20 protein-coding genes are annotated in these 22,521 nt (G+C 64.3%); 9 read left to right on the top strand and 11 right to left on the bottom strand.

What is annotated here, in order from left to right:
- Positions 1-13 precede the first annotated feature (13 nt).
- From pyk to L0962_RS14525, 4 genes are read right to left on the bottom strand one after another with little or no spacing between them, the layout of a single operon-like run.
- Positions 14-1,453 (bottom strand): pyruvate kinase, encoded by a 1,440-nt coding sequence (pyk, locus tag L0962_RS14510; protein WP_234087177.1) that lies wholly within the window; start codon positions 1,451-1,453, stop codon positions 14-16.
- Positions 1,454-1,479: 26 nt separating this feature from the next.
- Complete coding sequence (locus tag L0962_RS14515; RefSeq protein ID WP_234087178.1) at positions 1,480-2,598, bottom strand: response regulator; 1,119 nt, start codon at positions 2,596-2,598, stop codon at positions 1,480-1,482.
- Positions 2,599-2,603: 5 nt separating this feature from the next.
- On the bottom strand, positions 2,604-3,788 hold the full coding sequence (locus L0962_RS14520; RefSeq protein ID WP_234087179.1) for a phosphoglycerate kinase: 1,185 nt from the start codon (positions 3,786-3,788) through the stop codon (positions 2,604-2,606).
- Positions 3,789-3,810: 22 nt separating this feature from the next.
- Positions 3,811-4,863, bottom strand: a complete 1,053-nt coding sequence (locus tag L0962_RS14525; RefSeq protein WP_234087180.1) for a glyceraldehyde 3-phosphate dehydrogenase NAD-binding domain-containing protein — start codon at positions 4,861-4,863, stop codon at positions 3,811-3,813.
- Between the two features lie 231 nt (positions 4,864-5,094).
- Between L0962_RS14525 and L0962_RS14530 the strand changes: the two genes are divergently transcribed.
- Positions 5,095-5,574, top strand: a complete 480-nt coding sequence (locus tag L0962_RS14530; RefSeq protein ID WP_234087181.1) for a hypothetical protein — start codon at positions 5,095-5,097, stop codon at positions 5,572-5,574.
- Positions 5,575-5,585: 11 nt separating this feature from the next.
- Here the strand turns inward: L0962_RS14530 and L0962_RS14535 are convergent, their stop codons facing one another.
- The 3 genes from L0962_RS14535 to tkt form a co-directional block, all read right to left on the bottom strand.
- The gene (locus L0962_RS14535) at positions 5,586-6,002 is read right to left on the bottom strand and encodes a hypothetical protein (protein ID WP_234087182.1); all 417 of its coding nucleotides are present in this window, start codon (positions 6,000-6,002) and stop codon (positions 5,586-5,588) included.
- A 62-nt stretch (positions 6,003-6,064) separates the two neighbouring features.
- On the bottom strand, positions 6,065-7,093 hold the full coding sequence (gap, locus tag L0962_RS14540; RefSeq protein WP_234087183.1) for a type I glyceraldehyde-3-phosphate dehydrogenase: 1,029 nt from the start codon (positions 7,091-7,093) through the stop codon (positions 6,065-6,067).
- A gap of 34 nt (positions 7,094-7,127) precedes the next feature.
- Positions 7,128-9,131 carry a transketolase gene (gene tkt / locus L0962_RS14545; protein WP_234087184.1) on the bottom strand — a complete coding sequence of 668 codons (2,004 nt, stop codon included), beginning with the start codon at positions 9,129-9,131 and terminating at the stop codon, positions 7,128-7,130.
- 217 nt (positions 9,132-9,348) lie between these two features.
- Between tkt and L0962_RS14550 the strand changes: the two genes are divergently transcribed.
- On the top strand, positions 9,349-10,044 hold the full coding sequence (locus L0962_RS14550; protein ID WP_234087185.1) for a hypothetical protein: 696 nt from the start codon (positions 9,349-9,351) through the stop codon (positions 10,042-10,044).
- 69 nt (positions 10,045-10,113) lie between these two features.
- Here L0962_RS14550 and L0962_RS14555 read toward each other — a convergent pair whose 3' ends face one another.
- Positions 10,114-11,127 carry a class 1 fructose-bisphosphatase gene (locus tag L0962_RS14555; RefSeq protein WP_234087186.1) on the bottom strand — a complete coding sequence of 338 codons (1,014 nt, stop codon included), beginning with the start codon at positions 11,125-11,127 and terminating at the stop codon, positions 10,114-10,116.
- 34 nt (positions 11,128-11,161) lie between these two features.
- Positions 11,162-13,615, bottom strand: coding sequence for an EAL domain-containing protein (locus L0962_RS14560; protein WP_234087187.1), 2,454 nt, complete (start codon positions 13,613-13,615; stop codon positions 11,162-11,164).
- Positions 13,616-13,761: 146 nt separating this feature from the next.
- Between L0962_RS14560 and L0962_RS14565 the strand changes: the two genes are divergently transcribed.
- The 4 genes from L0962_RS14565 to L0962_RS14580 are packed head-to-tail and all read left to right on the top strand — an operon-like array spanning position 13,762 to position 17,621.
- A complete protein-coding gene (locus L0962_RS14565; protein ID WP_234087188.1) occupies positions 13,762-14,499 on the top strand; it encodes a 16S rRNA (uracil(1498)-N(3))-methyltransferase in 738 nt (245 codons plus the stop codon).
- Between the two features lie 3 nt (positions 14,500-14,502).
- Positions 14,503-15,999, top strand: coding sequence for a polyphosphate:AMP phosphotransferase (gene pap, locus L0962_RS14570; protein ID WP_234087189.1), 1,497 nt, complete (start codon positions 14,503-14,505; stop codon positions 15,997-15,999).
- Between the two features lies 1 nt (position 16,000).
- Positions 16,001-17,320 carry an amino-acid N-acetyltransferase gene (gene argA / locus L0962_RS14575; RefSeq protein ID WP_234087190.1) on the top strand — a complete coding sequence of 440 codons (1,320 nt, stop codon included), beginning with the start codon at positions 16,001-16,003 and terminating at the stop codon, positions 17,318-17,320.
- A 28-nt stretch (positions 17,321-17,348) separates the two neighbouring features.
- On the top strand, positions 17,349-17,621 hold the full coding sequence (locus tag L0962_RS14580) for an oxidative damage protection protein (protein WP_234087191.1): 273 nt from the start codon (positions 17,349-17,351) through the stop codon (positions 17,619-17,621).
- Positions 17,622-17,674: 53 nt separating this feature from the next.
- Here L0962_RS14580 and L0962_RS14585 read toward each other — a convergent pair whose 3' ends face one another.
- Positions 17,675-17,839, bottom strand: a complete 165-nt coding sequence (locus L0962_RS14585) for a hypothetical protein (RefSeq protein ID WP_234087192.1) — start codon at positions 17,837-17,839, stop codon at positions 17,675-17,677.
- A 143-nt stretch (positions 17,840-17,982) separates the two neighbouring features.
- Between L0962_RS14585 and L0962_RS14590 the strand changes: the two genes are divergently transcribed.
- On the top strand, positions 17,983-19,812 hold the full coding sequence (locus tag L0962_RS14590) for a GGDEF domain-containing protein (RefSeq protein ID WP_234087193.1): 1,830 nt from the start codon (positions 17,983-17,985) through the stop codon (positions 19,810-19,812).
- A 158-nt stretch (positions 19,813-19,970) separates the two neighbouring features.
- Here the strand turns inward: L0962_RS14590 and rpiA are convergent, their stop codons facing one another.
- Positions 19,971-20,639 carry a ribose-5-phosphate isomerase RpiA gene (gene rpiA, locus L0962_RS14595; RefSeq protein ID WP_234087194.1) on the bottom strand — a complete coding sequence of 223 codons (669 nt, stop codon included), beginning with the start codon at positions 20,637-20,639 and terminating at the stop codon, positions 19,971-19,973.
- A gap of 109 nt (positions 20,640-20,748) precedes the next feature.
- Here rpiA and L0962_RS14600 point away from each other — a divergent pair, with 109 nt between their 5' ends.
- Together L0962_RS14600 and pstS are read left to right on the top strand one after the other, a co-directional pair.
- Positions 20,749-21,270: a hypothetical protein gene (locus L0962_RS14600; RefSeq protein WP_234087195.1), complete on the top strand. Its 522-nt coding sequence runs from the start codon at positions 20,749-20,751 to the stop codon at positions 21,268-21,270.
- Between the two features lie 156 nt (positions 21,271-21,426).
- Positions 21,427-22,461 (top strand): phosphate ABC transporter substrate-binding protein PstS, encoded by a 1,035-nt coding sequence (pstS, locus tag L0962_RS14605; protein WP_234087196.1) that lies wholly within the window; start codon positions 21,427-21,429, stop codon positions 22,459-22,461.
- Positions 22,462-22,521 lie beyond the last annotated feature (60 nt).

The following is a 22,521-nucleotide window of genomic DNA, read 5'->3' on the forward strand; positions in this document are numbered from 1 at the left end:
GTCCGCTATTTTATTACGATCGGGTGGGCTGGTGTTCGCCAACGCGGACGATCTTCAACGTGTTGGTGCCGCCGCTGCTGCCGATCGGTTCGCCGATGGTCAGTACGATCAGGTCGCCGGGCTCGACGACGCCCTTGTCGATCAGCAGCGATTCGGCTTCGGCCAGCAACTGGTCGCGGTCGACGTGCTGCTGGGCCATCAGCAGCGGACGGACTTCGCGGAACAGCGCCATGCGCGACAGCGACGGCGCATCCGGCGTCAGTGCATAGATCGGCACGCCGCAGTTCAGCCGGCTCATCCACAGCGCCGTCGAGCCGGACTGGGTCAGCGCGGCGATCGCCTTGACCTTCAGGTGATGCGCCGTCCAGATCGCGGCCATGGCGATCGACTGGTCGATGCGGGTGAACACACGGTCGAGGAATTCGCGGTCGAGCGTCACTTCGGCCGAGCGCTCGGCTTCGACGCAGATGCGCGCCATCGATTCGACGACCTCGACCGGGTACTTGCCGCTCGCCGTTTCCGCCGACAGCATCACCGCGTCGGTGCCGTCGAGCACCGCGTTGGCCACGTCGGAGACCTCGGCGCGGGTCGGCACCGGCGAGTTGATCATCGATTCCATCATCTGCGTGGCGGTGATGGTCAGCTTGTTGCGGTCGCGGGCCAGGCGGATCATCTTCTTCTGCAGCGCCGGCACGGCGGCATCGCCGACCTCGACTGCCAGGTCGCCGCGGGCGACCATGACGCCGTCGGAGGCGTCGAGGATCTCGATCAGGTTGTCCACCGCCTCGACCCGCTCGACCTTGGCGATCAGCACCGCATCGCTGCCGGCGGCGCGCAGCAGCTGGCGGGCCATGTACATGTCGGCGGCGCTCTTCGGGAAGGAGACGGCGACGAAATCGACGCCGATCTCGGCGGCAGTCTTGATGTCGTCCATGTCCTTGGCGGTCAGCGCCGGCGCGGTCAGGCCGCCGCCCTGGCGGTTGATGCCCTTGTTGTTGGACAGCTCGCCGCCGACCAGCACGCGGGTATGGATTTCCGTGCCGCGCACGGCGTCGACCGCAAGTTTCAGGCGGCCGTCGTCGAGCAGCAGGATATCGCCGGGGCGAACGTCCTTGGGCAGGTCCTTGTAATCGAGGCCGACGCGTTCCTGGGTGCCCAGCTTGCAGGCGGCATCGAGAATGAAGTGTTCGTCGGCGATCAGCGTGATGCGGTTGTTTTCGAACTTGCCGACGCGGATTTTCGGTCCCTGCAGGTCGCCCAGGATGCCGATGGTCCGGCCGAACTTGGCTGCCGCGGCGCGGATGCCCTCGGCGCGCGCCTTGTGGTCGGCCGCGGTGCCGTGCGAGAAGTTCATGCGGACGACGTCGACGCCGGCCTGCACCATGCGCTCCAGCACTTCCGGGCTGGACGAGGCGGGGCCGAGCGTGGCGACGATCTTGGTGTGGCGGGTCATGTCTGTCTCCTGAAAATGGGTTGTTGTCAGTCTGTATCGGATTCGTTGCGGGCGCGTTGCCGGAAATGCTGTTCCATGTCGCGCAGCGGCAGGCCGAAATGGAATTCCCGTTCGAGCAGTCGCATCAGCGGCATCAGGTGCAGGCCGGTCAGCCCGAGATGGGCGGTGATGCTGTTCTGGCGCATGATTTCCTGCAGGGCCGAAAAATAATCCTCGCCGGCCGGGGCGTCGCTGCCGTCTTCGGCCACCGTGCTGGCGCCGCGCATCGTACGTGCGGCTTCCAGGCGCCGGCTGGCGGTGGCCAGCAGCGCCGGCACCGACAGGGTGCCTTCCTGTTCGCTGTTGGCCAGGCCGGCACTGACGGCGATCTGCATCGGCTGGCCGAGGATGCTGGCGGTGCTTTCGCTGAGCCCGCGGCAGACGCGCTGGGCAAAAGCCAGGCAGGTCGCCGGACTGGTGCCGGGCGAGGCGATGACGTGGGTCGAGCCGGTGTGGTGGCCCATCAGGTCGCGGCGCCCGGTCTTGCTACGGATCACGCGGGCGATCCGTTCGCCGATGCCGCGGATCGCCGGTTCGCCGAAGCGCTGGCGCAACAAGGTTTCGCTTTCCAGGCCGAAGCAGATCAGCGTCAGTCCCTGGCTGCGGTCGACGCAGTCTGCGGCCAGTTTTTCGGCGGCCAGGAGGAAGCTTGCGACCTCCGGAAAAGGGGCATCGTCGTGGTGACTGCCGCCGATCTGGCGCAGGCCGCAGTCGCTGGCGATTTCCCAGTCGATCAACCGGATCAGGCGCTGGCGGATTTCTCCACCGTTCATGCCGCGGATCAGGAAGTCGCTGACGCCGAGTTGCTTGGCGCGGCTGCGTCGGTCCGCCGGTTCGTCCGGCGAGACGAGCAGCAGGAAAGGCATGTCGGACAGCCGGTGGAGCCGGTTGCCGCGCAGTCGTTCGAGCAGTTCGAAGCCGTCGGCGCGCGGCAAATGGGGGCCGCTGATCACGGCGACGATGGAAGCATCGAGCACCAGGGTCTGCCAGGCCGACTCGCCGTCATGCTCCTCGCGGACGTCGAAATCGTCCTTGAGGTGCTTGGCGAGCGTCGACCTGACGACCTTGGACGGGTCGGCGACGAGGATGCGTCGCTTGCCCTGCATCTCGCTCAGCCGGCGGCGCGTTCTTCCAGCACGGCGATCGCCGGCAGCTTCTTGCCTTCGAGGAACTCCAGGAAGGCGCCGCCGCCAGTCGAGATGTAGCCGACGTCGTCGGCGATGTGGAACTTGGCGATGGCGGCCAGCGTGTCGCCGCCGCCGGCGATCGAGAAAGCCTCCGAGTGGGCGATGGCGGACGCCATCATCTTGGTGCCGCCGGCGAACTGCGGCAGTTCGAAGACGCCGACCGGGCCGTTCCAGACGACGGTGCCAGCGTGGGCGATGATCTCGGCCAGCTTGACGGCGCTCTTCGGGCCGACGTCGAGGATGCGGTCGTGCGCCGTCACATCGTCGACGGAAATCTTGTTGGCGCGGGCCAGGGCCGAGACTTCGTCGGCGACGACGACGTCGGTCGGCAGCGGCACGTCGGCGCCGCGCGCCTTCATCATGTCCATGATCGCCTGGGCTTCCTTGACCAGTTCCGGCTCGGCCAGCGATTCGCCGATCCGCTTGCCGGAGGCGAGCAGGAAGGTGTTGGCGATGCCGCCGCCGACGATCAGCTGGTCGACCTTGTCGGCCAGCGACTTGAGGATGGTCAGCTTGGACGACACCTTGGAACCGCCGACGATGGCGACCAGCGGGCGCTTCGGCTCGTGCAGCGCCTTGGACAGCGCGTCGATCTCGGCGCCCATCAGCACGCCGGCGCAGGCGACCGGGGCGAATCTGGCGATGCCGTGCGTCGTCGCTTCGGCCCGGTGGGCCGTGCCGAAAGCGTCATTGACGTAGATGTCGCAGAGCCTGGCCATCTTCTGTGCCAGCTCTTCGTTGTTCTTCTTTTCGCCCTTGTTGACGCGGCAGTTCTCGAGCAGCACGACTTCGCCCGGCTTGACCTCGAAGCCGCCGTCGACCCAGTCGGCGATCAGGCGCACCGGCAGGTGCAGCAGCTGGCCGAGACGCACGGCGACCGGCATCAGGCTGTCTTCCGGGTTCAGTTCGCCTTCGGTCGGCCGGCCGAGGTGCGAGGTGACCATCACTGCCGCGCCTTTTTCCAGGCAGTAGCGGATCGACGGCAGCGAGGCGCGGATGCGCGTGTCTTCGGTGATGTTGCCGGCCTCGTCCTGTGGCACGTTGAGGTCGGCGCGGATGAATACGCGCTTGCCGGAAACGTCGAGGTCGGTGAGTTTGATCACGTTCATGAGAGTCTTCTCCAGAGTGGTTTTATAGGTGGTAATCGGTCCAGCGGCGCGACCAGTGGTCTGCCACTTCGAGCATGCGGTTGGCGAAGCCCCATTCGTTGTCGAACCAGACGAACAGGTTGGCCAGGTGGCTGCCGCCGGTCCGCGTCTGGCTGCCATCGACGATGGCCGAATGGGGGTCGTGATTGAAATCGATCGAGGCGTGCGGCGCTTCGGAATAGGCCAGCAGATGGGCCAGCCGGTGCTGGCTGGCGTCGCGCAGCAGGGCGTTGATGGCATTGCGGTCGACCGGCTGGCGGGTGGAAATCGTCAGGTCGATGGCCGAGACGTTGAGCGTCGGGACGCGGATCGCCTTGGCGGAAACCCGTCCGGCGAGCCGTGGCAGCAGCCGCTCGACGCCGCGTGCCAGGCCGGTCGACACCGGGATGATCGACTGCATCGCCGAGCGTGTGCGGCGCAGGTCGGTGTGGTGATAGGCGTCGATCAGCGGCTGGTCGTTCATCACCGAGTGCAGTGTGGTCAGCAAGACCTGGTCGATGCCGAACGCCGCATCGAGGAGATCGAGCACCGGGACGATGGCGTTGGTCGTGCAGGAGCCGGCGGAGACCAGTCGCTCCTCGCCGGTCAGCCTGTCCTCGTTGATGCCGGTGATGATCGTGGCGTCGACATCGTCGGCCGAGGCTCCCGGATGGGAGAGCAGCAGGCGCGGGCAGCCGCTGTCGAGAAAATCCTGCAGTGCGGGGCGTTGACCGTAGACCCCGGAACATTCAACGAGCAGGTCGATGTCCAGGTCGGCCCAGTCGACGGCTTGCGGGGTGTCGGCATGGGTGACGCGAATCTCCCGCCCGTCGATGCGCAAGCCATCCGCGCCGGCGTCGACCCGGCCGGGAAAGCGGCCGTGGGTGGAATCGAATTCGGTCAGGTAGGCCATGCTGGCCAGGTCGGCCGGCTCGTTGATCGCCACGACGTGCAGGCGTTCCGCCAGGGGCGAGGTGTGCAGGGCCCGCAGGACGCAACGTCCGATCCGGCCGTAGCCGTTGATCGCAAGACGGAGGGGGGGGCGGGGAAGGGGCACGTCGGCCGAATCGGGAGAAAAGAATCAGGACAAAAATATTTTGCGATTTTAAGACTTTGTCACCGGAAAGCCGAGGGGTCTTGTGGCATGGCGGCGATTATTTCTGCGGCAGAAATTGCCGGTCGGCCGGTGTTGCCGGGGAAAAAACGGGGAGAGCCTTGGTTTTAAGGCTTCCAGGGGGAAGGTATGTATTTTGCTGTCGTGGGTATGGATCATTTGAGGACGCGAACAATGCTGATCGATACCGATTACACCGGATTGGCCAACCGCTCGAAGAACGTGGCAAAAGCTTCGGGCGGCGATTTCTCCGCCGCTTTCCGGCAGGCGCTTGGCCAAAGCCAGGCCTCTGCCCCGGCCGCCGAAAGCGATTCGTCGCAGCAGACCTCGGCCACAGAAAAGCCGAGTGCCCGGGAAACCTTGCTGAAATCCCTGCAGGAGTATCTCGACAAGGGGCCGATGGTCCTGTTGCGCGAGAAAATCATGAAAAAACTCGGGTTGACCGAAGAAAAGCTGGCAGCGATGACGCCGGACGAGCGTCAGGCGGCCGAGGCGGCAATTGCCAAGGAAATGCGCGAATACCTGCTGGGGCACAAGGAAGACGGCCCGCAGAGCGAGCAGGCGGCCGATGCCAGCCGGCCGCTGGACGGTGCGACCGGCCGCACGGCCGCTGCCGCGGTCGGCGATGCGGCGGCCAGTATCGGCCTGCTTTGAGTCGAGGGTGTTCAGCCCTTGTCGAGTTCGCCGGTCGAGTCCGGTTTGTATTCGATGTAGATCAGGTCGAGCGGCTCGTCGCTGCTGCAGCGGCCGAACATGCCCATGGAAATGCCGGCGTTGAAGTCGAGCTGGCCCATACCCTTGAACAGCATCACGATGCGGCCGCGATCGGCGCCGGAATAGAAGGGAATGCGGTGCTTGCCGGTACACCAGCCGTTCTGGCTGGTCGGCTGCTGGCCGACGATGGCGAGCGCCTCCTTGGCGGTCATGCCGATCTTCAGTTTGCCGAAGGGATGATCGGCCGGCGGATTGCCGACGATGACCGGTTCCTCGGCGGGGGCGGCGTTCTTGGCCGCTTCTTCCGCTACGGCGGTGAAGGGCAGGACGAGGACGGCAAGGCTCAGGGGGATGGCTGACAGTCGCATGGTCGATTCTCCGTCGATGGGTGAAAAAAAGGGGCCTTGCGGCCCCTTGTCCTTGCTGCGTCTTACTTGACGGCCATCCAGGCGCGGGCCGCGTCGAGCATGCGGCAGGAGTAGCCCCACTCGTTGTCGTACCAGGCCAGCACCTTGACCAGCACGGAACCGTCGGCGCCCTTGATGACGCGCGTCTGCGTCGCGTCGAAGGTCGAGGAAACGGTCGTGTGGTTGAAGTCGGAGGAAACCAGCGGGTCGTTGTTGACGGCCATGATGCCCTTCAGCGGGCCATTGGCCGCCTTGGTCATCAGTTCGTTGATCTCTTCCTTGGTCGTGGCGCGCTCGGCGGTGAAGGTCAGGTCGACCAGCGAGACGTTGATGGTCGGCACGCGCAGCGAGAAGCCGTCGAACTTGCCGGCCAGTTGCGGCAGCACTAGGCCGACGGCCTTGGCGGCGCCGGTCTTGGTCGGGATGATGTTGGCGGCGGCGGCGCGGGCGCGGCGCAGGTCCTTGTGGCGCACGTCCACGGTGACCTGGTCGTTGGTGTAGGCGTGCACCGTGGTCATCAGCGCCTGCTTGATACCGACGCTCTCGGCCAGCACCTTGGCCACCGGGGCCAGGCAGTTGGTCGTGCAGGAGGCGTTGGAGACGACGGTCATGCCGGCGTTCAGCGCGCCTTCGTTGACGCCCATGACGATGGTCGTATCGACGTCGTCGCCGCCCGGCGCGGAGATCAGCACGCGCTTGGCACCCTGCTCCAGCAGCGCCTGGGCCTTGGCCTTGGTGGTGTAGGCGCCGGTGCATTCGAGCAGCACGTCGACGCCGTGGTCGGCCCAGTTGACGCCCTTCGGATCCTTGGTCGAGTAGAAGGCGATCTTCTTGCCGTCGATGACGATGCAGTTTTCACCTTCGGTTTCGACGCTGGTGCCGAAGCGGCCATGCGTGGTGTCGTACTTCAGCAGGTGGGCGTTGGTCGCCAGGTCGCCGGAAGCGTTGATCGCGACGACTTCGAATTCGTTCTGCAAGCCCTGCTCGTAGATCGCGCGCAGCGTGCAGCGACCGATACGACCGAAACCGTTGATTGCAACCTTGATAGCCATGGATGATTTTCCTCTCTGCGTTTTGAATCTGGGATCAGGACAACAGCGCTTTCGCCGTGGCGACGACGTTGCCGACGGTGAAGCCGAACATCTCGAACAACTGGCCGGCCGGTGCGGACTCGCCGAAGCGGTCGATACCGATCACCGCGCCGTGCAGGCCGACGTACTTGCGCCAGAAATCCGGATGGGCCGCCTCGATGGCAATGCGCTTCTTGCAGGCGCCCAGTACGCTGGCCTTGTAGTCGGCGCTCTGGCGGTCGAAGACGTTGGTACAGGGCATCGACACGACGCGGGCGGCGATGCCTTCGCCGGCCAGCGCGGCCTGGGCGTCGAGCGCCAGCTTGACTTCGGAGCCGGTGGCGATCAGCGTGATCTGCGCTTCGGCGTTTTCGGCCAGCACATAGCCGCCCTTGGCGATGTCGGCGTCGGCGACCTGCTGCGTCACGGTTGGCAGGTTTTGCCGTGACAGTGCCAGCAAACTTGGGCCATCCTTGCGGTCGACCGCAGAAATCCAGGCAATTGCCGTTTCCGTCGCATCGGCCGGACGCCAGACGTCGAGGTTCGGGATGATGCGCATCGACGGGATGTGCTCGACCGGCTGGTGCGTCGGGCCGTCCTCGCCGAGACCGATGGAATCGTGCGTGTAGACCATGATCTGGCGCTGCTTCATCAGCGCCGCCATGCGGATCGCGTTGCGGGCGTAGTCGGAGAAGACGAGGAAGGTCGCGGTGTAGGGAATCAGGCCGCCGTGCAGCGCGATACCGTTGGCGACCGCGGTCATGCCGAATTCGCGCACGCCGTAGTAGCAGTAGTTGCCGCCTTCGGTGCGGGTGACACCCTTGCTGCCCTTGACGAAGGTCAGGTTGGAGCCGGCCAGGTCGGCCGAGCCGCCGAAGATTTCCGGCACCGCCGGGACCAGCGCGGCGATGGCGTTCTGCGAAGCCTTGCGGGTGGCGATGTTCTCGGCCTTGTCGCGGCAGGCCTGCAGGTAGGCGGCCTTGGTCGCTTCCCAGTCGGCGGGCAGTTCACGATTCAGCACGCGACGCTCGAATTCGGCAGCCAATGCCGGGAACTCCGTCTTGTAGCCGGCGAAACGCCGTTCCCAGTTTTCCTCGAAAGCTGCGCCGCGTACCTTGCCGTTCCAGGCGGCATAGACGTCACCCGGGATTTCGAAGGGCGGGAAATTCCAGCCGATGTAGGCGCGGGCAGCGGCAATTTCATCCTTGCCCAGCGGTGCACCGTGACAGTCGTGGCTGCCTTGCTTGTTCGGCGAGCCGGCGCCGATGACCGTCTTGCAGCAGATCAGACTGGGCTTGTCGGTCACCGCCTTGGCAGCCAGCAGTGCGCGTTCGATGGCTTCGGGATCGTGGCCGTCGACCTTCGGCACGACATGCCAGCCGTAGGCCTCGAAACGTTTCGGGATGTCTTCGGTGAACCAGCCTTCGACGTGGCCGTCGATCGAGATGCCGTTGTCGTCCCAGAAAGCGATCAGCTTGCCCAGGCCGAGCGTGCCGGCCAGCGAGCAGGCCTCGTGCGAGACGCCTTCCATCAGGCAGCCGTCGCCGAGGAAGGTATAGGTGTGGTGATTGACGATGTCGTGGCCGGGGCGGTTGAACTCGGCGGCCAGCACCTTTTCGGCCAGCGCGAAGCCGACGGCGTTGGTGATGCCCTGGCCGAGCGGCCCGGTGGTTGTCTCGACGCCCGGCGTATAGCCGTATTCCGGGTGGCCCGGCGTCTTGGCGTGGAGCTGGCGGAAATTCTTCAGGTCGTCGATCGAGACGTCGTAGCCGGTCAGGTGCAGCAACGCGTAGATCAGCATCGAACCGTGACCGTTCGACAGCACGAAGCGGTCGCGGTCCGCCCAGTTCGGATTGGTCGGGTTATGACGCAGGTGGCGGCGCCACAGCACCTCGGCGATTTCCGCCATGCCCATCGGGGCGCCCGGGTGACCGGAATTCGCTTGCTGGACGGCATCCATGGCCAGGGCACGGATGGCGCCGGTCAGGGGATTGAACTTGGTGGGGGTGCTGACGCTCATTTTTCGAAAATCCAGCCTGCGAAAAAACCGAAATTATCGGCCAAAACCGTTGTTTTGGATAGGCTGGGGGCCGGTGCAAGCCCGCCGGGTGCCGGGCGGTCGGCGCTGAATCCCTTGTTTGAAGCGGGGCGGGGCGGCGCGTTATGATCCGGGATTACAGGTTTTCCGGGAAATGGCGCTGCGGCCGGTTTCCCGTTTTTGCGAAAGGTCTTGATCCATGAAACTTCTGTCCCGTCCGACCCCGTTGTTCCTGATGCTGCTGGCGGCTTCGCTGTTCGCCGGCTGTTCGTCGAATCAGCCGAAGGAAGGCGATGCGCCGGCAGCCGAGAGTGCGCCGGTTGCCGAGGCCAAGGCGCCGGCGACGGCGCCGGAAAAGCCGGTGTGCAAGGAAGCGGCGAAGCCCGCCAAGAGCACCAAGAAGTCCGCCAAGACGACAAGCAAGACGGCGAAGGCCGCCGTTGCGCCGGCCGAGGATTGCGTGCCGGCAGCCAAGGCGGCGCCGGCTGCGGCGACGTCGGCCGCCCCGGCTGCCCAGGGAAGCTATAACCTCTCCCGAAACAAGCCGGTGACCGATTCGACGAAGGTTGAGGCGGGGCAAGGCACCATGGTCAAGGGGCTTAATGGCTGGGAAGGCGAAATCACCGGTGTGCCGGCCGCCAGCAGCAAATTCACCCGCCTGAAGATCGGCATGTCGCAGCAGCAGGTCATGGACCAGATCGGCGCACCGACCGATCAGGGCGCCTACATCACGGGCAAGGCCTTCATCCCGTTTTATTTCGGTAGCGACAAGTCGCGCTGGGAAATGGTCTATAAAGGTCAGGGGCGTCTGATCTTCTCGAACCAGGCCGGATTCGGTACCGGTTATTACCTGACCTGGGTCATCCACAATGCCAATGAAGGCGGTTACCGCTGAGGTGCGTTAATCGACCGACGTAAAAAAAGGGGGCTTTGCAGCCCCCTTGGTGTTTTTTCCGGTCCGTCGTCAGTCGGCGTGGTAGCCGGTGACCCGTGCGACTTCGTTGCGTGAGCCGAGAATCACCGGTACACGTTGATGCAGATCCTGCGGGGTCAGTTCCATGATGCGCTGGCGGCCGGTGGTGGCGGCACCGCCGGCCTGTTCGACCAGAAAGGCCATCGGGTTGGCCTCGTACATCAGGCGCAGTTTGCCGCCCTTGCTCCGCACTTTCTCGTCCATCGGATACATGAAGATGCCGCCGCGGGTCATGATGCGATGCACGTCGGCGACCATCGAGGCCACCCAGCGCATGTTGTAGTCCTTGCTCAGCGGCCCGGTCGTGCCGGCGGTCATTTCGTCGACATAGCGCTGGACCGGCGCTTCCCAGAAGCGGCGATTCGACATGTTGATGGCGAATTCCTTGGTGTCTTCCGGAATGCGGACCTGTTCCTGGGTCAACACGAATTGCCCCTGCTCGCGGTCCAGCGTGAAAACGGCGACGCCGTCGCCGACGGTCAGCACCAGCAGCGTGGTCGGGCCGTATACCGCGTAGCCGGCGGCAACCTGGGCCGTGCCCGGCTGCAGGAAGGCGGCCTGGGCGGCTTCCGGCGTGCTCAGGTCGGCGCCGTCCGGACACTTGAGCACCGAGAAGATGGTGCCGATCGAGACGTTGACGTCGATGTTGGAGGAGCCGTCGAGCGGATCGAAGGTCAGCAGGTATTCGCCTTTCGGGAAACGGTTCGGCACCAGGTGCGGCAAATCCATTTCCTCGGAGGCCATCGCTGCCAGATGCCCCCCCCATTCGTTGGCTTCCAGCAGGATTTCGTTGGAGAGCACGTCCAGCTTTTTCTGTGCTTCACCCTGCACGTTGTCGCTGCCGGCTTCACCGAGTACGCCACCGAGGCCGCCCTTGCCGATGGCGATCGAGATGGCGTGGCAGGCACGCGAAACGACTTCGATCAGGAATTTGAGATTGGCCGGAATGCGGCCCTTGTTGCGGTGCTCTTCGGTCAGATAGCGAGCCAGCGTGCGCTGTGCCATGGGTTCTCCGGTCGACAATGACAAAACGACAATTTTACTCTGCCCGGGAGCGGGCGTGCAGGAAGGCGAACGCGGCAGCGCTGTCGAGCGGTTTGCTGAACAGATAGCCCTGGACTTCGTCGCAGCCGTTGCTGCGCAGCAGTTCGAGCTGGTCGTCGCTCTCGACGCCTTCGGCGATCACGTTGAGGCCGAGCGAATGCGCCAGCGCAATCGTGCCGAAGGCGATCGCCCGGTCGTTGAGGTCGTGCTCGATGTCGCGCACGAAGGAGCGGTCGATCTTCAGATGATCGATCGGGAACAGCTTCAGGTAGGCGAGCGACGAGTAACCGGTGCCGAAATCGTCGATCGCCAGCGAGACGCCCATCCGCCCCAGGCTTTCCAGAATCTTGATCGCTTCCTGGGGGTTCTCCATGATCGAACTTTCGGTGATTTCCAGTTCGAGCAGTTCCGGTGCCAGGCCGGAGTCGGCCAGCACGCCGGCCACCGCTTCGCAGAAATCGCGACGCCTGAGCTGGCGGGCGGAGACGTTGACGGCAATGCGCAGCGGGGCGAGACCGTCGTCGATCCAGCGTTTCATTTCCCGGCAGGCATTGAGCATGACCCATTCGCCGATCTCGACGATCATTCCCGTTTCTTCGGCCACCGGAATGAACTGATCCGGCGGTATTAGGCCATCGACCGGGTGGCGCCAGCGGATCAGCGCTTCGACGCCGGTCGGCCGGTTCCGGTGGGCATCGAACTGTGGCTGGTAGCACAAGCTGAGTTCCTGGCGCGCCAGGGCCTGGCGCAGCTTCCGTTCGATGTCCAGGCGCAGCGTCGCCGCCTTGTTCATGTCGGCGGCGAAAAACTGGTAGTTGTTACGGCCGGCCGCCTTTGCGTGGTACATCGCCGTATCGGCGTTCTTCAGGATGGTGTCGCCGTCCGGGCCGTCGTCCGGGAACAGGCTGATGCCGATCGACGGACTGGTGTGCAGTTCGTGGTCGTCGGCCTCGATCGACGAGGCCAGAGCGTTGATGATCTTGGCCGCGACCAGCGCTGCGTCGGTCGGGCTGGCGATCGCCGGCAGGATGACGACGAATTCGTCGCCGCCCAGGCGGGCGACGAAGTCGGTTTCCCGCACCACGCTGGATAGACGGCGAGCGACCTCGCGCAGCAATTCATCGCCGATCTGGTGGCCCAGGGTGTCGTTGATGATCTTGAAGCGGTCGAGGTCGATGAACATCATCGCCAGCCGCCAGCCATGGCGCCGGGCTTCCGGCAGCAACTGGGCGAGACGCATCAGCAGGGCCAGGCGGTTGGGCAGGCCGGTCAGCGGATCGTGCTGGGCGATGTGGCGCATCCGCGCCTCGGCTTCCTTGAGCTCGGTGATGTCGGCGAGAATCCAGACGTAATGGCTGGGCAGGCCGCTATGCGGGTCGTCCACGCGGTTGACGTTGATGCTGGCCGGAAAATGCTCGCCGTTCTTGCGGTCGAGCTGGGTTTCTCCGCTCCAGGCCCCGCGCAGCGCCAGCGAATCCTGAGGACGATTGTCGGGCGGCGTGTCGGTCTGGAGCAGCGAGAAGACCGTGAGGCCGAGCAATTCGTGCGGCTCGTAGCCGGTCATCCGGATGGCGGCCGGGTTGATCGACAGGATGCGCTGTTCGGCGTCGGTCAGGATCACGCCGGAGGGCGTATGGGTGAACACGATGTGCGCCAGTTGCTCGCGTTCGGCGCTCGCCCGTCTTTCCGAAATGTCGGTGTAGATGCTGATGACGCCGCCGTCGGCCAGCGGCACGTCGCGCACGTCGATCGTCCTGCCGTTCGGGCGTGTGCGTTCGTAGCGGCGGGCTGCCGGATGGCGTGCGCGCGACATCAGGGCGCCGACAATCGCCGCGCTGTCGCCCGGGCCGTATTCACCGCGTTCGGCGTTGAAAAGGTGCAGGGTTTCCAGGTCGACTTCGCCTTCCCTGAGCAAGCTCGGCGGCATCTCCATCAGGTGCTGGAAGGCGCTGTTGTGTAGCAGCAGCCGGAGATCCGCGTCGAACAGCGTGATGGCGCTCGGCATGCTTTCGACGACGGTGTGCAGCAGGTCGTGTTGCTCGCGCAGTTTGGCCTCGGCCTGCTTCTGTTCGGTGATTTCGGTATAGGTGACGATGAGACCGGTGACCTGCTCGTCGATGATCAGCGCTTCGCCATGAACCAGATAGGTGCGTCCGGCCATGCCCTGCAATTCATAAGCGTGCGGCTGGAAGCTTGCGGCAAGGCCGGCCAGACGTTCGACGTGGCTTTCCGGATCGCCCGGGCCGAAGGCCCCGCGGCCGGCCGGAATGCTCATCAGCACTGAGAAGTGCTCGTCTTCGCGGACAGTATCGACAGGCAGGTCCAGGGCTTCGGGGAAGCCCGGGTTCCAGACCCGCAGACGGAGGTTTTCGTCGAATACGCAGATACCCTGGGGCAGGCAGGCCAGGACGGCTTTCAGGTAGACCAGCGCGAGCTTGGTATCCGGCATCGGTGTTGAATGAAGCGCAGGGGAACGTTCATGGGTGCTGTATGGCACGGGGGGCGGCCGGACCAGGCCCGGACCGGCTTGCAAGCCGAACTGGAATGTCCATGCAAAGCTCCTCCGCGCCAGCGTTTCGCCGCATAATAGCACCGATGAATCTGTCTCGTTTCTACTGCAGGGAAGCCTTGTCCCCCGGGGCTCACGTCGAGCTGCCGGAGCCGGTGGCCAGGCATGCCGTCCGTGTGCTGCGTCTGCCGCCGGGGGCGGCAATGATCCTGTTCGACGGTCGCGGCGGTGAGTATCTGGCACATATCGAACGCATCGAGAAGGAGCGGGTGTTTGCCGAGCTGGCCGACTGGCGTGATGTCGAGCGGGAATCGCCGCTGGCGGTGACGCTGGTTCAGGCCTTGCAGGCCGGCGACAAGATGGATTTCACGATCCAGAAGGCCGTCGAGCTTGGCGTGCGCGACATCGTGCCGGTCGAGAGTCGGCGCAGCGTACTCAAGCTTGCCGGCGAGCGTGCCGGCAAGCGTGTCGCACACTGGCAAGGGGTTGCTGCATCGGCTTGTGAGCAGTGCGGCCGGAATCAGGTGCCGCTGGTGGCGCCACTCGAACGACTCGACCAGTGGTTGGCCAGGCCGGCCGATGGCTGCCTGCGACTGATGCTGGCGCCGGAAGCCGAGGAAACGTTGGCCGATCTGGCGCCGGCGAGCCGGGTGCAACTGCTGATCGGTGCCGAAGGGGGGCTCGATCCGCAAGAGATGATCGCTGCCCGGCAAGCCGGGTTTCGCGCGGTCCGCCTGGGGCCGCGGGTCTTGCGTACGGAAACGGCCGGACTCGCCGCGCTCGCCGCGCTGCAGGTCCTGTGGGGAGATTTCAGGGGGGGATAGGCGATGTTTGAATCAGCGGAACTGGGGCACCGGATCGACAAGGACACCTTCAAACGCGAGGTGCCGAAACTGCGTGCCGCCTTGCTCGACGTCCAGTACGACGTCCTGCAGAAAAAGGAATTTCCGGTCGTCATCCTGATTTCCGGGGTCGACGGCAGCGGCAAGGGAGAAACCATCAACCTGCTCTATTCGTGGATGGATCCCCGGCACATCTCGACGCTGGCCTTCGCGTCGCCCAGCGACGAAGAGGCTGCGCGGCCGGTGATGTGGCGTTTCTGGCGGGCCCTGCCGGCCAAGGGCAAGGTCGGCGTTTTTGCCGGTTCCTGGTATTCGCAGCCGATCGCCGATCGTATCGCTGGCAACATGCGCCGTTCGGAACTCGACGAGCGACTCGACGACATCAATCGTTTCGAGGCGATGCTAGTCAACGAAGGTGCCCTGGTCCTCAAATTCTGGTTCCATCTCTCGAAGGGCGGCCAGGAAAAGCGTCTGGAGGCGCTCAAAAAGGATCCGAAAACCGCCTGGCGGGTGACCAAGGAAAGCTACGAGCGGCTGAAGACCTACGACAAGCTGCAGGAAGTGGCCGGCCATGTGCTGCGCGTTACGAATACGGCGAAGGCGCCGTGGATCATCGTCGAGGGAACCGACGACGCCTACCGTTCGCTGACGGTAGGCCGGATCGTGCTCGACGCGATGAAACGACGTCTGGCACAGCCGCTATTGCCGGTGCCCGTGGCGCCGCCGATCGTGCACCCGATCGACGAGAAGAGCGTGCTTTCCGAGCTCGATTTGAATCGCAAGCTGGACAAGAAGGATTACGAAAGCGAACTGGCCCGATACCAGGGGCGACTCAGCGAACTGGTGCGCGATCCGCGTTTCGTCGGCAAACGTTCGCTGGTGCTCGTCTTCGAAGGCTCGGATGCGGCCGGCAAGGGCGGCAGCATCCGCCGGCTGGCGGCGGCGATGGACGCGCGTCAGTACCAGATCGTGCCGATTGCCGCGCCAACCGAGGAAGAGCGTGTCCAGCCCTACCTCTGGCGTTTCTGGCGGCATGTGCCGCGGCGCGGCCGGGCGACCCTCTTCGACCGCTCGTGGTACGGGCGGGTGCTTGTCGAGCGGGTCGAGGGTTTCTGTTCCGAGGCCGACTGGCTGCGTGCCTACGCCGAGATCAACGACTTCGAGCACCAGTTGACCGATGCTGGGGCGATCGTGATCAAGTTCTGGCTGCAGATTTCGGCCGACGAACAGCTGCGTCGCTTCAAGGAGCGCCAAGACACCGAGTTCAAGCGTTTCAAGATCACCGACGAGGACTGGCGCAATCGCGACAAATGGGACGATTACGCGGTGGCCGTCTGCGATATGGTGGACCGGACGTCGACCGGTCAGGCGCCATGGACCCTGGTCGAGGCCAACGACAAGAACTTTGCCCGCGTGAAGGTATTGAAGACCGTCTGCGAGCGTCTGGAAGCCGCCCTCAAGGGCGAAGGGAAAAAACACTGAGATGAGCGACACGCCCTACGACGATCACTTCGTTTCCTGGTTCCGGGCGGTTACGCCCTACATCAACGCCTTCCGCGGCAAGACCTTCGTCATTGCCTTTGGCGGCAAGGCGATTGCCAGCGAATTCATCAAGACGCTGGCCTACGACGTCAATCTGCTGGCCAGTCTGGGCATTCGGCTGGTGCTGGTGCACGGCGCGCGGCCGCAGATCGAGGAAGAGCTGCGCGAGAAGAATATCGAGTCGAAGTATCACCGCGGTTATCGGGTGACCGACGCGGCAACGCTCGATTGCGTGCTCGATGCCGTCGGCAGCGTTTATCTGGAAATCGAGGCCCTGTTGTCGCAAGGCTTGCCGAACACGCCGATGGCCAACAGCCGGATTCGGGTGATCGGCGGCAATTTCATCACCGGCCAGCCGATCGGCGTGCTCGACGGCATCGACATGGTCTATGCCGGCAAGGTGCGCAAGGTCGACGCCGAGGGAATCAATGCCCAGCTCGGCTTGGGCAATATCGTGTTGCTCAACTGCGAAGGGCCGTCGCCGACCGGCGAAATCTTCAACCTGCAGATGGAAGAGGTGGCCGAGGCGGTTGCCGTCGGCTTGCGTGCCGACAAGCTGGTGTACCTGACCGACAGTCCCGGGGTCAGCGACCAGTCGGGCGAATTGCTCGATGCAATGACCGCCGATGAAGCGTCGCAACTGCTGCGCGATGCCGACTGGCTGAGCTCGGACATCGTCCGCTATCTGCCCTGTGCCGTTCGCGCCAGCCGCTCGGCGGTCGGCCGGGTGCACCTGATCGGCTATGCGCAGGATGGGGCCCTGCTGCGCGAACTGTTTACCCATGACGGGGTTGGCACGGTGGTTACCCGCGAATCGCTGGAGAATATCCGGGAGGCCAAGCCCGACGACATCGCTGCGCTGATTGCGCTGATCGAGCCGATGGAACAGGAAGGCATCCTGGTGCATCGGCCGCGCGAACTGCTCGAACGCGAGCTCGACCGTTTCTCGATCATGCTCCACGACGGCATCATCGTCGGCTGCGCGGCCCTCTACCCGCATGCCGGGGATGAAGCCGAGCTGGCCTGCCTGGCGGTCAATCCGGACCATCGCGAATGGGGGTACGGCGAACAGCTGATGAAACGCATCGAGCAGCGCGCCCGCAAGGCCGGCATCAAGCGGCTGTTCGTGCTCACCACGCGGACCGAACACTGGTTCGTCGAGCGCGGTTTCCGGCTGGGTACGGTCGACGACCTGCCGGCGGGAAAAAAGGAAATGTACAACTACCAGCGGCGTTCGAAGGTCCTGTTCAAGACCTTATAATTCGCGCATCAAACCCAAGGAGAACACCATGGCAAGAATGGTCAACTGCATCAAGCTCGGCTGCGAGGCCGAAGGTCTGGACATGCCGCCCTACCCGGGCGAGCTCGGCAAGCGCATTTTCGAGAGCGTGTCGAAGGAAGCCTGGCAGCAATGGATCAAGCTGCAGACCATGATCATCAACGAAAACCGGCTCAACCTGGTCGATGCGCGGCATCGCAAGTATCTGTCCGAACAGGTCGAAAAGCATTTCTTCGGCGAAGGCGCCGATCAGATTCAGGGTTACGTCGCGCCCAAGGCCTGAGCCCCGGCGTCGGCCGTTTTCACCGGACCCCGCTGCGGCGGGGTCTTTGTTTTTCAGCCCGCCAGATGGCGAAGAAGCGCCAGCCCCACGACGGCCGGCAGCAGGCAGATGGCCGCGCGCAGGCAGTTTCGTTTCAGCCCGTGCCACTGGGCGTCGAGAAAATCCTCCAGGTCGGCGAACAGGTCGGGAAAACCGGCGATGTCGTCAGGGCGATGCATGGAATGTCCGTTCGTTGAGGGCGACGATGCCGTCACTATCGACAGGCGAGATTGCAGTTCGATGACGGAAGTTGGTGTGTCATGTAAATGCAACGGGGCGTTTCTAAACTGCACCGTCTCTTTTCGATGAAACTGCAAACGTCATGAATCAGCTCGCAGGGGAAGTGGCGGACATTCACGAGGTCGTGGCGCGCACGCTGCTGACGCCGGTTTTTCAGCCTATCGTTGACCTCCGGGCGCGGGCGATTCTGGGTTACGAAGCCTTGATCCGCGGCCCGCGGGACAGCGCCCTGCATTGCCCCGATGCGCTGTTCGCCGCGGCCCGCCGGGCCGGTATCGAACTGGCCTTCGAGCACGCCTGCCGGACGGCGAGTTTGCGCGCCTTTGCCGCCATGCGGTTGAGCGGGCGTTTGTTCCTGAACGTCACGCCGACCTGTCTGCTCGATACCCGCTTGATGAACGGCCAGACCCAGCAGCTGCTGGGCGAGCTCGGCATCCCGGCCAATCGCATCGTCATCGAGTTGACCGAAAACCAGCGGATCACCGACCTGCCGGGGATCCACGAGGCATTGACCCATTACCGGGGGCGCGGTTTCCAGATTGCCATCGACGATCTCGGCGAAGGTTTCGCCAACCTGCGCATGTGGTCGGAACTGCGCCCGGAGTTCGTCAAGATCGACAAGCATTTCGTTCATGGCATTGCCGACGACCGCATCAAGTACCACTTCGTCCGTGCCATGCAGGACCTGGCCGAAATCTGCAATGCTTCGCTGGTGGCCGAGGGAATCGAGCGCATCGAGGATTTCGGTTGCCTGCGCGATATGGGCATCGCCTGCGGGCAGGGATATTTCATCGCCCGGCCGCAGGTCGATCCGGTCCGTCAATTGCCGACGCCCGTGCTGTCGGCGCTTGACCAGCGCCGGTTGTCGCTGTCGCCGGGCATCAGCGCGTCCGGCAAACTGCCGACGGCCCGGACACTGTGTCGGCCGATCGAGCCGATTCCCCACGATGCCACCAACGAGATCGCGATGACGCGCTTCGAGGCCGATCCCGAGCTCGACGTGCTGCCGGTGGTCAACGGCCATCAGCCGATCGGCCTGATCAACCGACACAGCCTGATCGACCGCTTTGCCCGGCCGTTCCGCAAGGAGCTCTACGGTCGCAAGGGCTGCGCGATGTTCATGGAGCAGGCGCCGCTGGTCGTCGATCAGCACGCCACCCTGCAGGAACTGGCGATGATGCTGGCGCTGGCCCCCAAGCACTATCTGTACGATGGTTTCATCGTCACTGCCGATGGCCGCTATCAGGGCGTCGGCAGCAGCCACGACCTGATGGCGCGGATCACCGAAATGCAGATCAGCGCCGCTCGCTATGCCAATCCGCTGACCCAGTTGCCGGGCAATGTGCCGCTCAACGAGCACATCGACCGCATGCTGGCCGGCAACGTCGATTTCGTCGCGGCCTACATCGATATCGACAGTTTCAAACCGTTCAACGACACCTTCGGCTACCGGCGCGGCGACGACGTGATCCAGATGCTCGGTCAATTGATCTGCGAGGCGGTCGACCGGCGGCAGGATTTCGTCGGACACATCGGCGGCGACGATTTCTTCGTGGTTTTCCAGAGCGCCGACTGGGAAATGCGCTGCTGGCAACTGCTGGCCGAATTCGCCCGGCGAATGGAAAGCCTGGTCGGGCCGGAAGAAATCGGGGTCGGCGGCTACATGGCCGAGAACCGGCGCGGCGAATACGGTTTCCAGTGTCTGCCGACCTTGTCGGTCGGTGCAGTTCGCGTGCAGCCGGGGCAGTGCGAGTCGCATCGCGAGGTGGCGGCTGCGGCGTCGGTGGCCAAGAAGCAGGCGAAGAAGCGTGCGCGCGAGCCGGGCGGTACTGCCGGCGGCAGCGTTTTCGTCGAACGTCGGCGGATCGGCAGCGGCGAGCCGGCGTTGCGCGTGTTCCGGCCGCTCAATTAGTGCGGTCGACGGGGCGTGGGCAAAAAAATCCCGGCCGTAGCCGGGAGAAGATGGAGAGAGACCGTATCCGGTTGTCCCGGCACGCTCGCTCCATCCCTGATGCGGACGCCGCCGACGACTGCATCAGCCTAACGTCGGCATGTGACAGCGCGATGAACTCAGCGGATGGTCTGCACGCCGTCGGCCGCCCCGAGCAGCAGCAGGTCGGCCGGACGCACCGCGAACAGGCCGTTGGTGACGACGCCGACGATCTGGTTGATGCGTGCTTCCAGGCCTTTCGGATCGGTGATCTTCAGGTCGTGAACGTCGAGAATGAGGTTGCCGTTGTCGGTGACGAAACCGCTGCGTTCCTGCGGTCGACCGCCGAGTTTGACCAATTCCCGGGCGACGTGGGCGCGGGCCATCGGAATGACTTCGACCGGCAGCGGGAAACGCCCCATCACCTCGACCTTCTTCGACGCATCGCAGATGCAGACGAAGGTCGTCGCCACCGCGGCAACGATCTTCTCGCGTGTCAGCGCGCCACCGCCGCCCTTGATCATGTTCAGGCCGGCATCGATCTCGTCGGCGCCATCGACGTAGACCGGAATTTCCTCGATATCATTGAGATCGAGAACCGGAATGCCGTGTCCGGCCAGGCGCTTGCGGGTTGCTTCCGAACTGGCGACGGCGCCGCGAAAGCGGTCCTTCAGCGGCGCCAGCGCATCGATGAAGAAATTGGCGGTCGAGCCGGTGCCGACACCGATGACGGTGCCGGCCGGCACGTTGGCGGCCACGTAATCGGCCGCTGCCCGGGCAACGGCCTGCTTGAGTTCGTCCTGAGTCATGAAAAGGCTCCGTGAAAGTTTGGCGCGCATTGTACCTGTCAAAAAAGTTTAACTTTGCGCCGCCGGCAAATCGCTAAACTGGATATATCGTTTAACAGGGAGCGCATCGATGACCGAGAGCAAGACGAAACCCGCCGTCAAATCCGCCGCCAAACCGGCTGCCACGGCAAAAGCGCCGCTGAAGCCGAGAGTTGCCCCGAAACCGGCCGAGCCGGTGGCGGCAACCCCGGCCACCAAGGCTGCCACCGCCCGCGTCCGCAAGCCGTCGGCAGTCGACCGGACGGTGGCCCGGCATCAGAAGGAACTGGCCGATGCGCTGGTCAAGGCCGAGGCCATCCAGTACGACAAGCCGACCAAGCCGGCAAAAGCGGCCAAACCGGAAAAGGCCGAAAAGACGGTGAAGACGAAAAAGGCAAAACTGGTGCGCGACAGTTACGCGATGCCGGAAACCGAATACGCCAGGATCGCCGAACTGAAGAAGCGGCTGGCCGCGCTCGGCAGCGAGGTCAAGAAGAGCGAACTGCTGCGTGGCGGCATTGCCGTGCTGGCTGCGCTGAACGATGCCGAACTGCAGGCCGTCATGGCGCGCGTCGAACGGATCAAGACCGGCCGCCCGTCGAAAAAAGCCTGATTCCCGAAGGCCGGCCGGGGTTTCCCTCCCCCGGTCGGTGCCGCCGGCGGATGACGGTTCCGTGACGCTTTGGCGACAGAACGGCGTTTGTCATCCGGCTGTAACAAAGCCTGCCTAGACTGCAGCTGTCCATTTCACCCAATGAAGGAATCAGACATGCTGCAAAACCGTATCTTCCGTACCTCCATGCTGGCCATTTCGCTGGGCCTGGCCGGCGTTGCTCACGCCGCCGACATCACCGGTGCCGGCGCCTCCTTCCCGGCGCCGATCTACGCCAAGTGGGCCGATGCTTACCAGAAGGCCACCGGCAACAAGCTCAACTACCAGTCGATCGGTTCGGGCGGCGGCATCAAGCAGATCAACGCCAAGACCGTCGATTTCGGCGCGTCCGACATGCCGCTGAAGGCGGAAGTGCTGCAGAAGGATGGCCTGGTTCAATTCCCGACGGTGATCGGCGGCGTCGTGCCGGTGGTCAACGTGACCGGCGTCAAGGCCGGCGACCTGCGCCTGACCGGCGCCGTGCTGGCCGACATCTATCTCGGCAAGATCACCAAGTGGAACGACAAGGCGATCGCCGAACTGAACCCGAACGTCAAGCTGCCGGGCGACGACATCGCCGTCGTTCGTCGCGCCGACGGTTCGGGCACCACCTTCATCTTCACCAACTACCTGTCGAAGGCAAACGACGAGTGGAAGAGCAAGATCGGCGAAGGTACCGCCGTGCAGTGGCCGACCGGCATGGGCGGCAAGGGCAACGAAGGCGTTGCCGCCTTCCTGCAGCGCATCCCGAACTCGATCGGTTACGTCGAGTACGCCTACGCCAAGCAGAATAACCTGGCCTGGACCTGGCTGAAGAATGCCGCCGGCGAATTCGTCCGCCCGGACGATGAAACCTTCAAGGCCGCCGCTGCCGGTGCCGACTGGTCCAAGTCCTCGTTCGGCGAAATCCTGACCAACCAGGCCGGCAAGGCTGCCTGGCCGATTTCCGGTGCCACCTTCGTGCTGATGCACAAGGTTCAGGACAAGCCGGCCCAGGCCGCCGAAGTGCTGAAGTTCTTCGAGTGGTCGTACAAGAACGGCGGCAAGATGGCCGCCGATCTGGACTACGTGCCGTTGCCGGACAGCCTGATCAAGCAGATCGCCGCATCCTGGAAAGACATCAAGGATGCGTCGGGCAAGTCGGTCAAGTAAGGCGGGCGGATGATCCGAGGCGCCCCCGGCCGCGGGTCGGGGGCGTCATTTCGCGCACTG

The organism is Azonexus sp. R2A61, assembly GCF_021401135.1.
Taxonomy (GTDB): Bacteria; Pseudomonadota; Gammaproteobacteria; order Burkholderiales; family Rhodocyclaceae; genus Azonexus.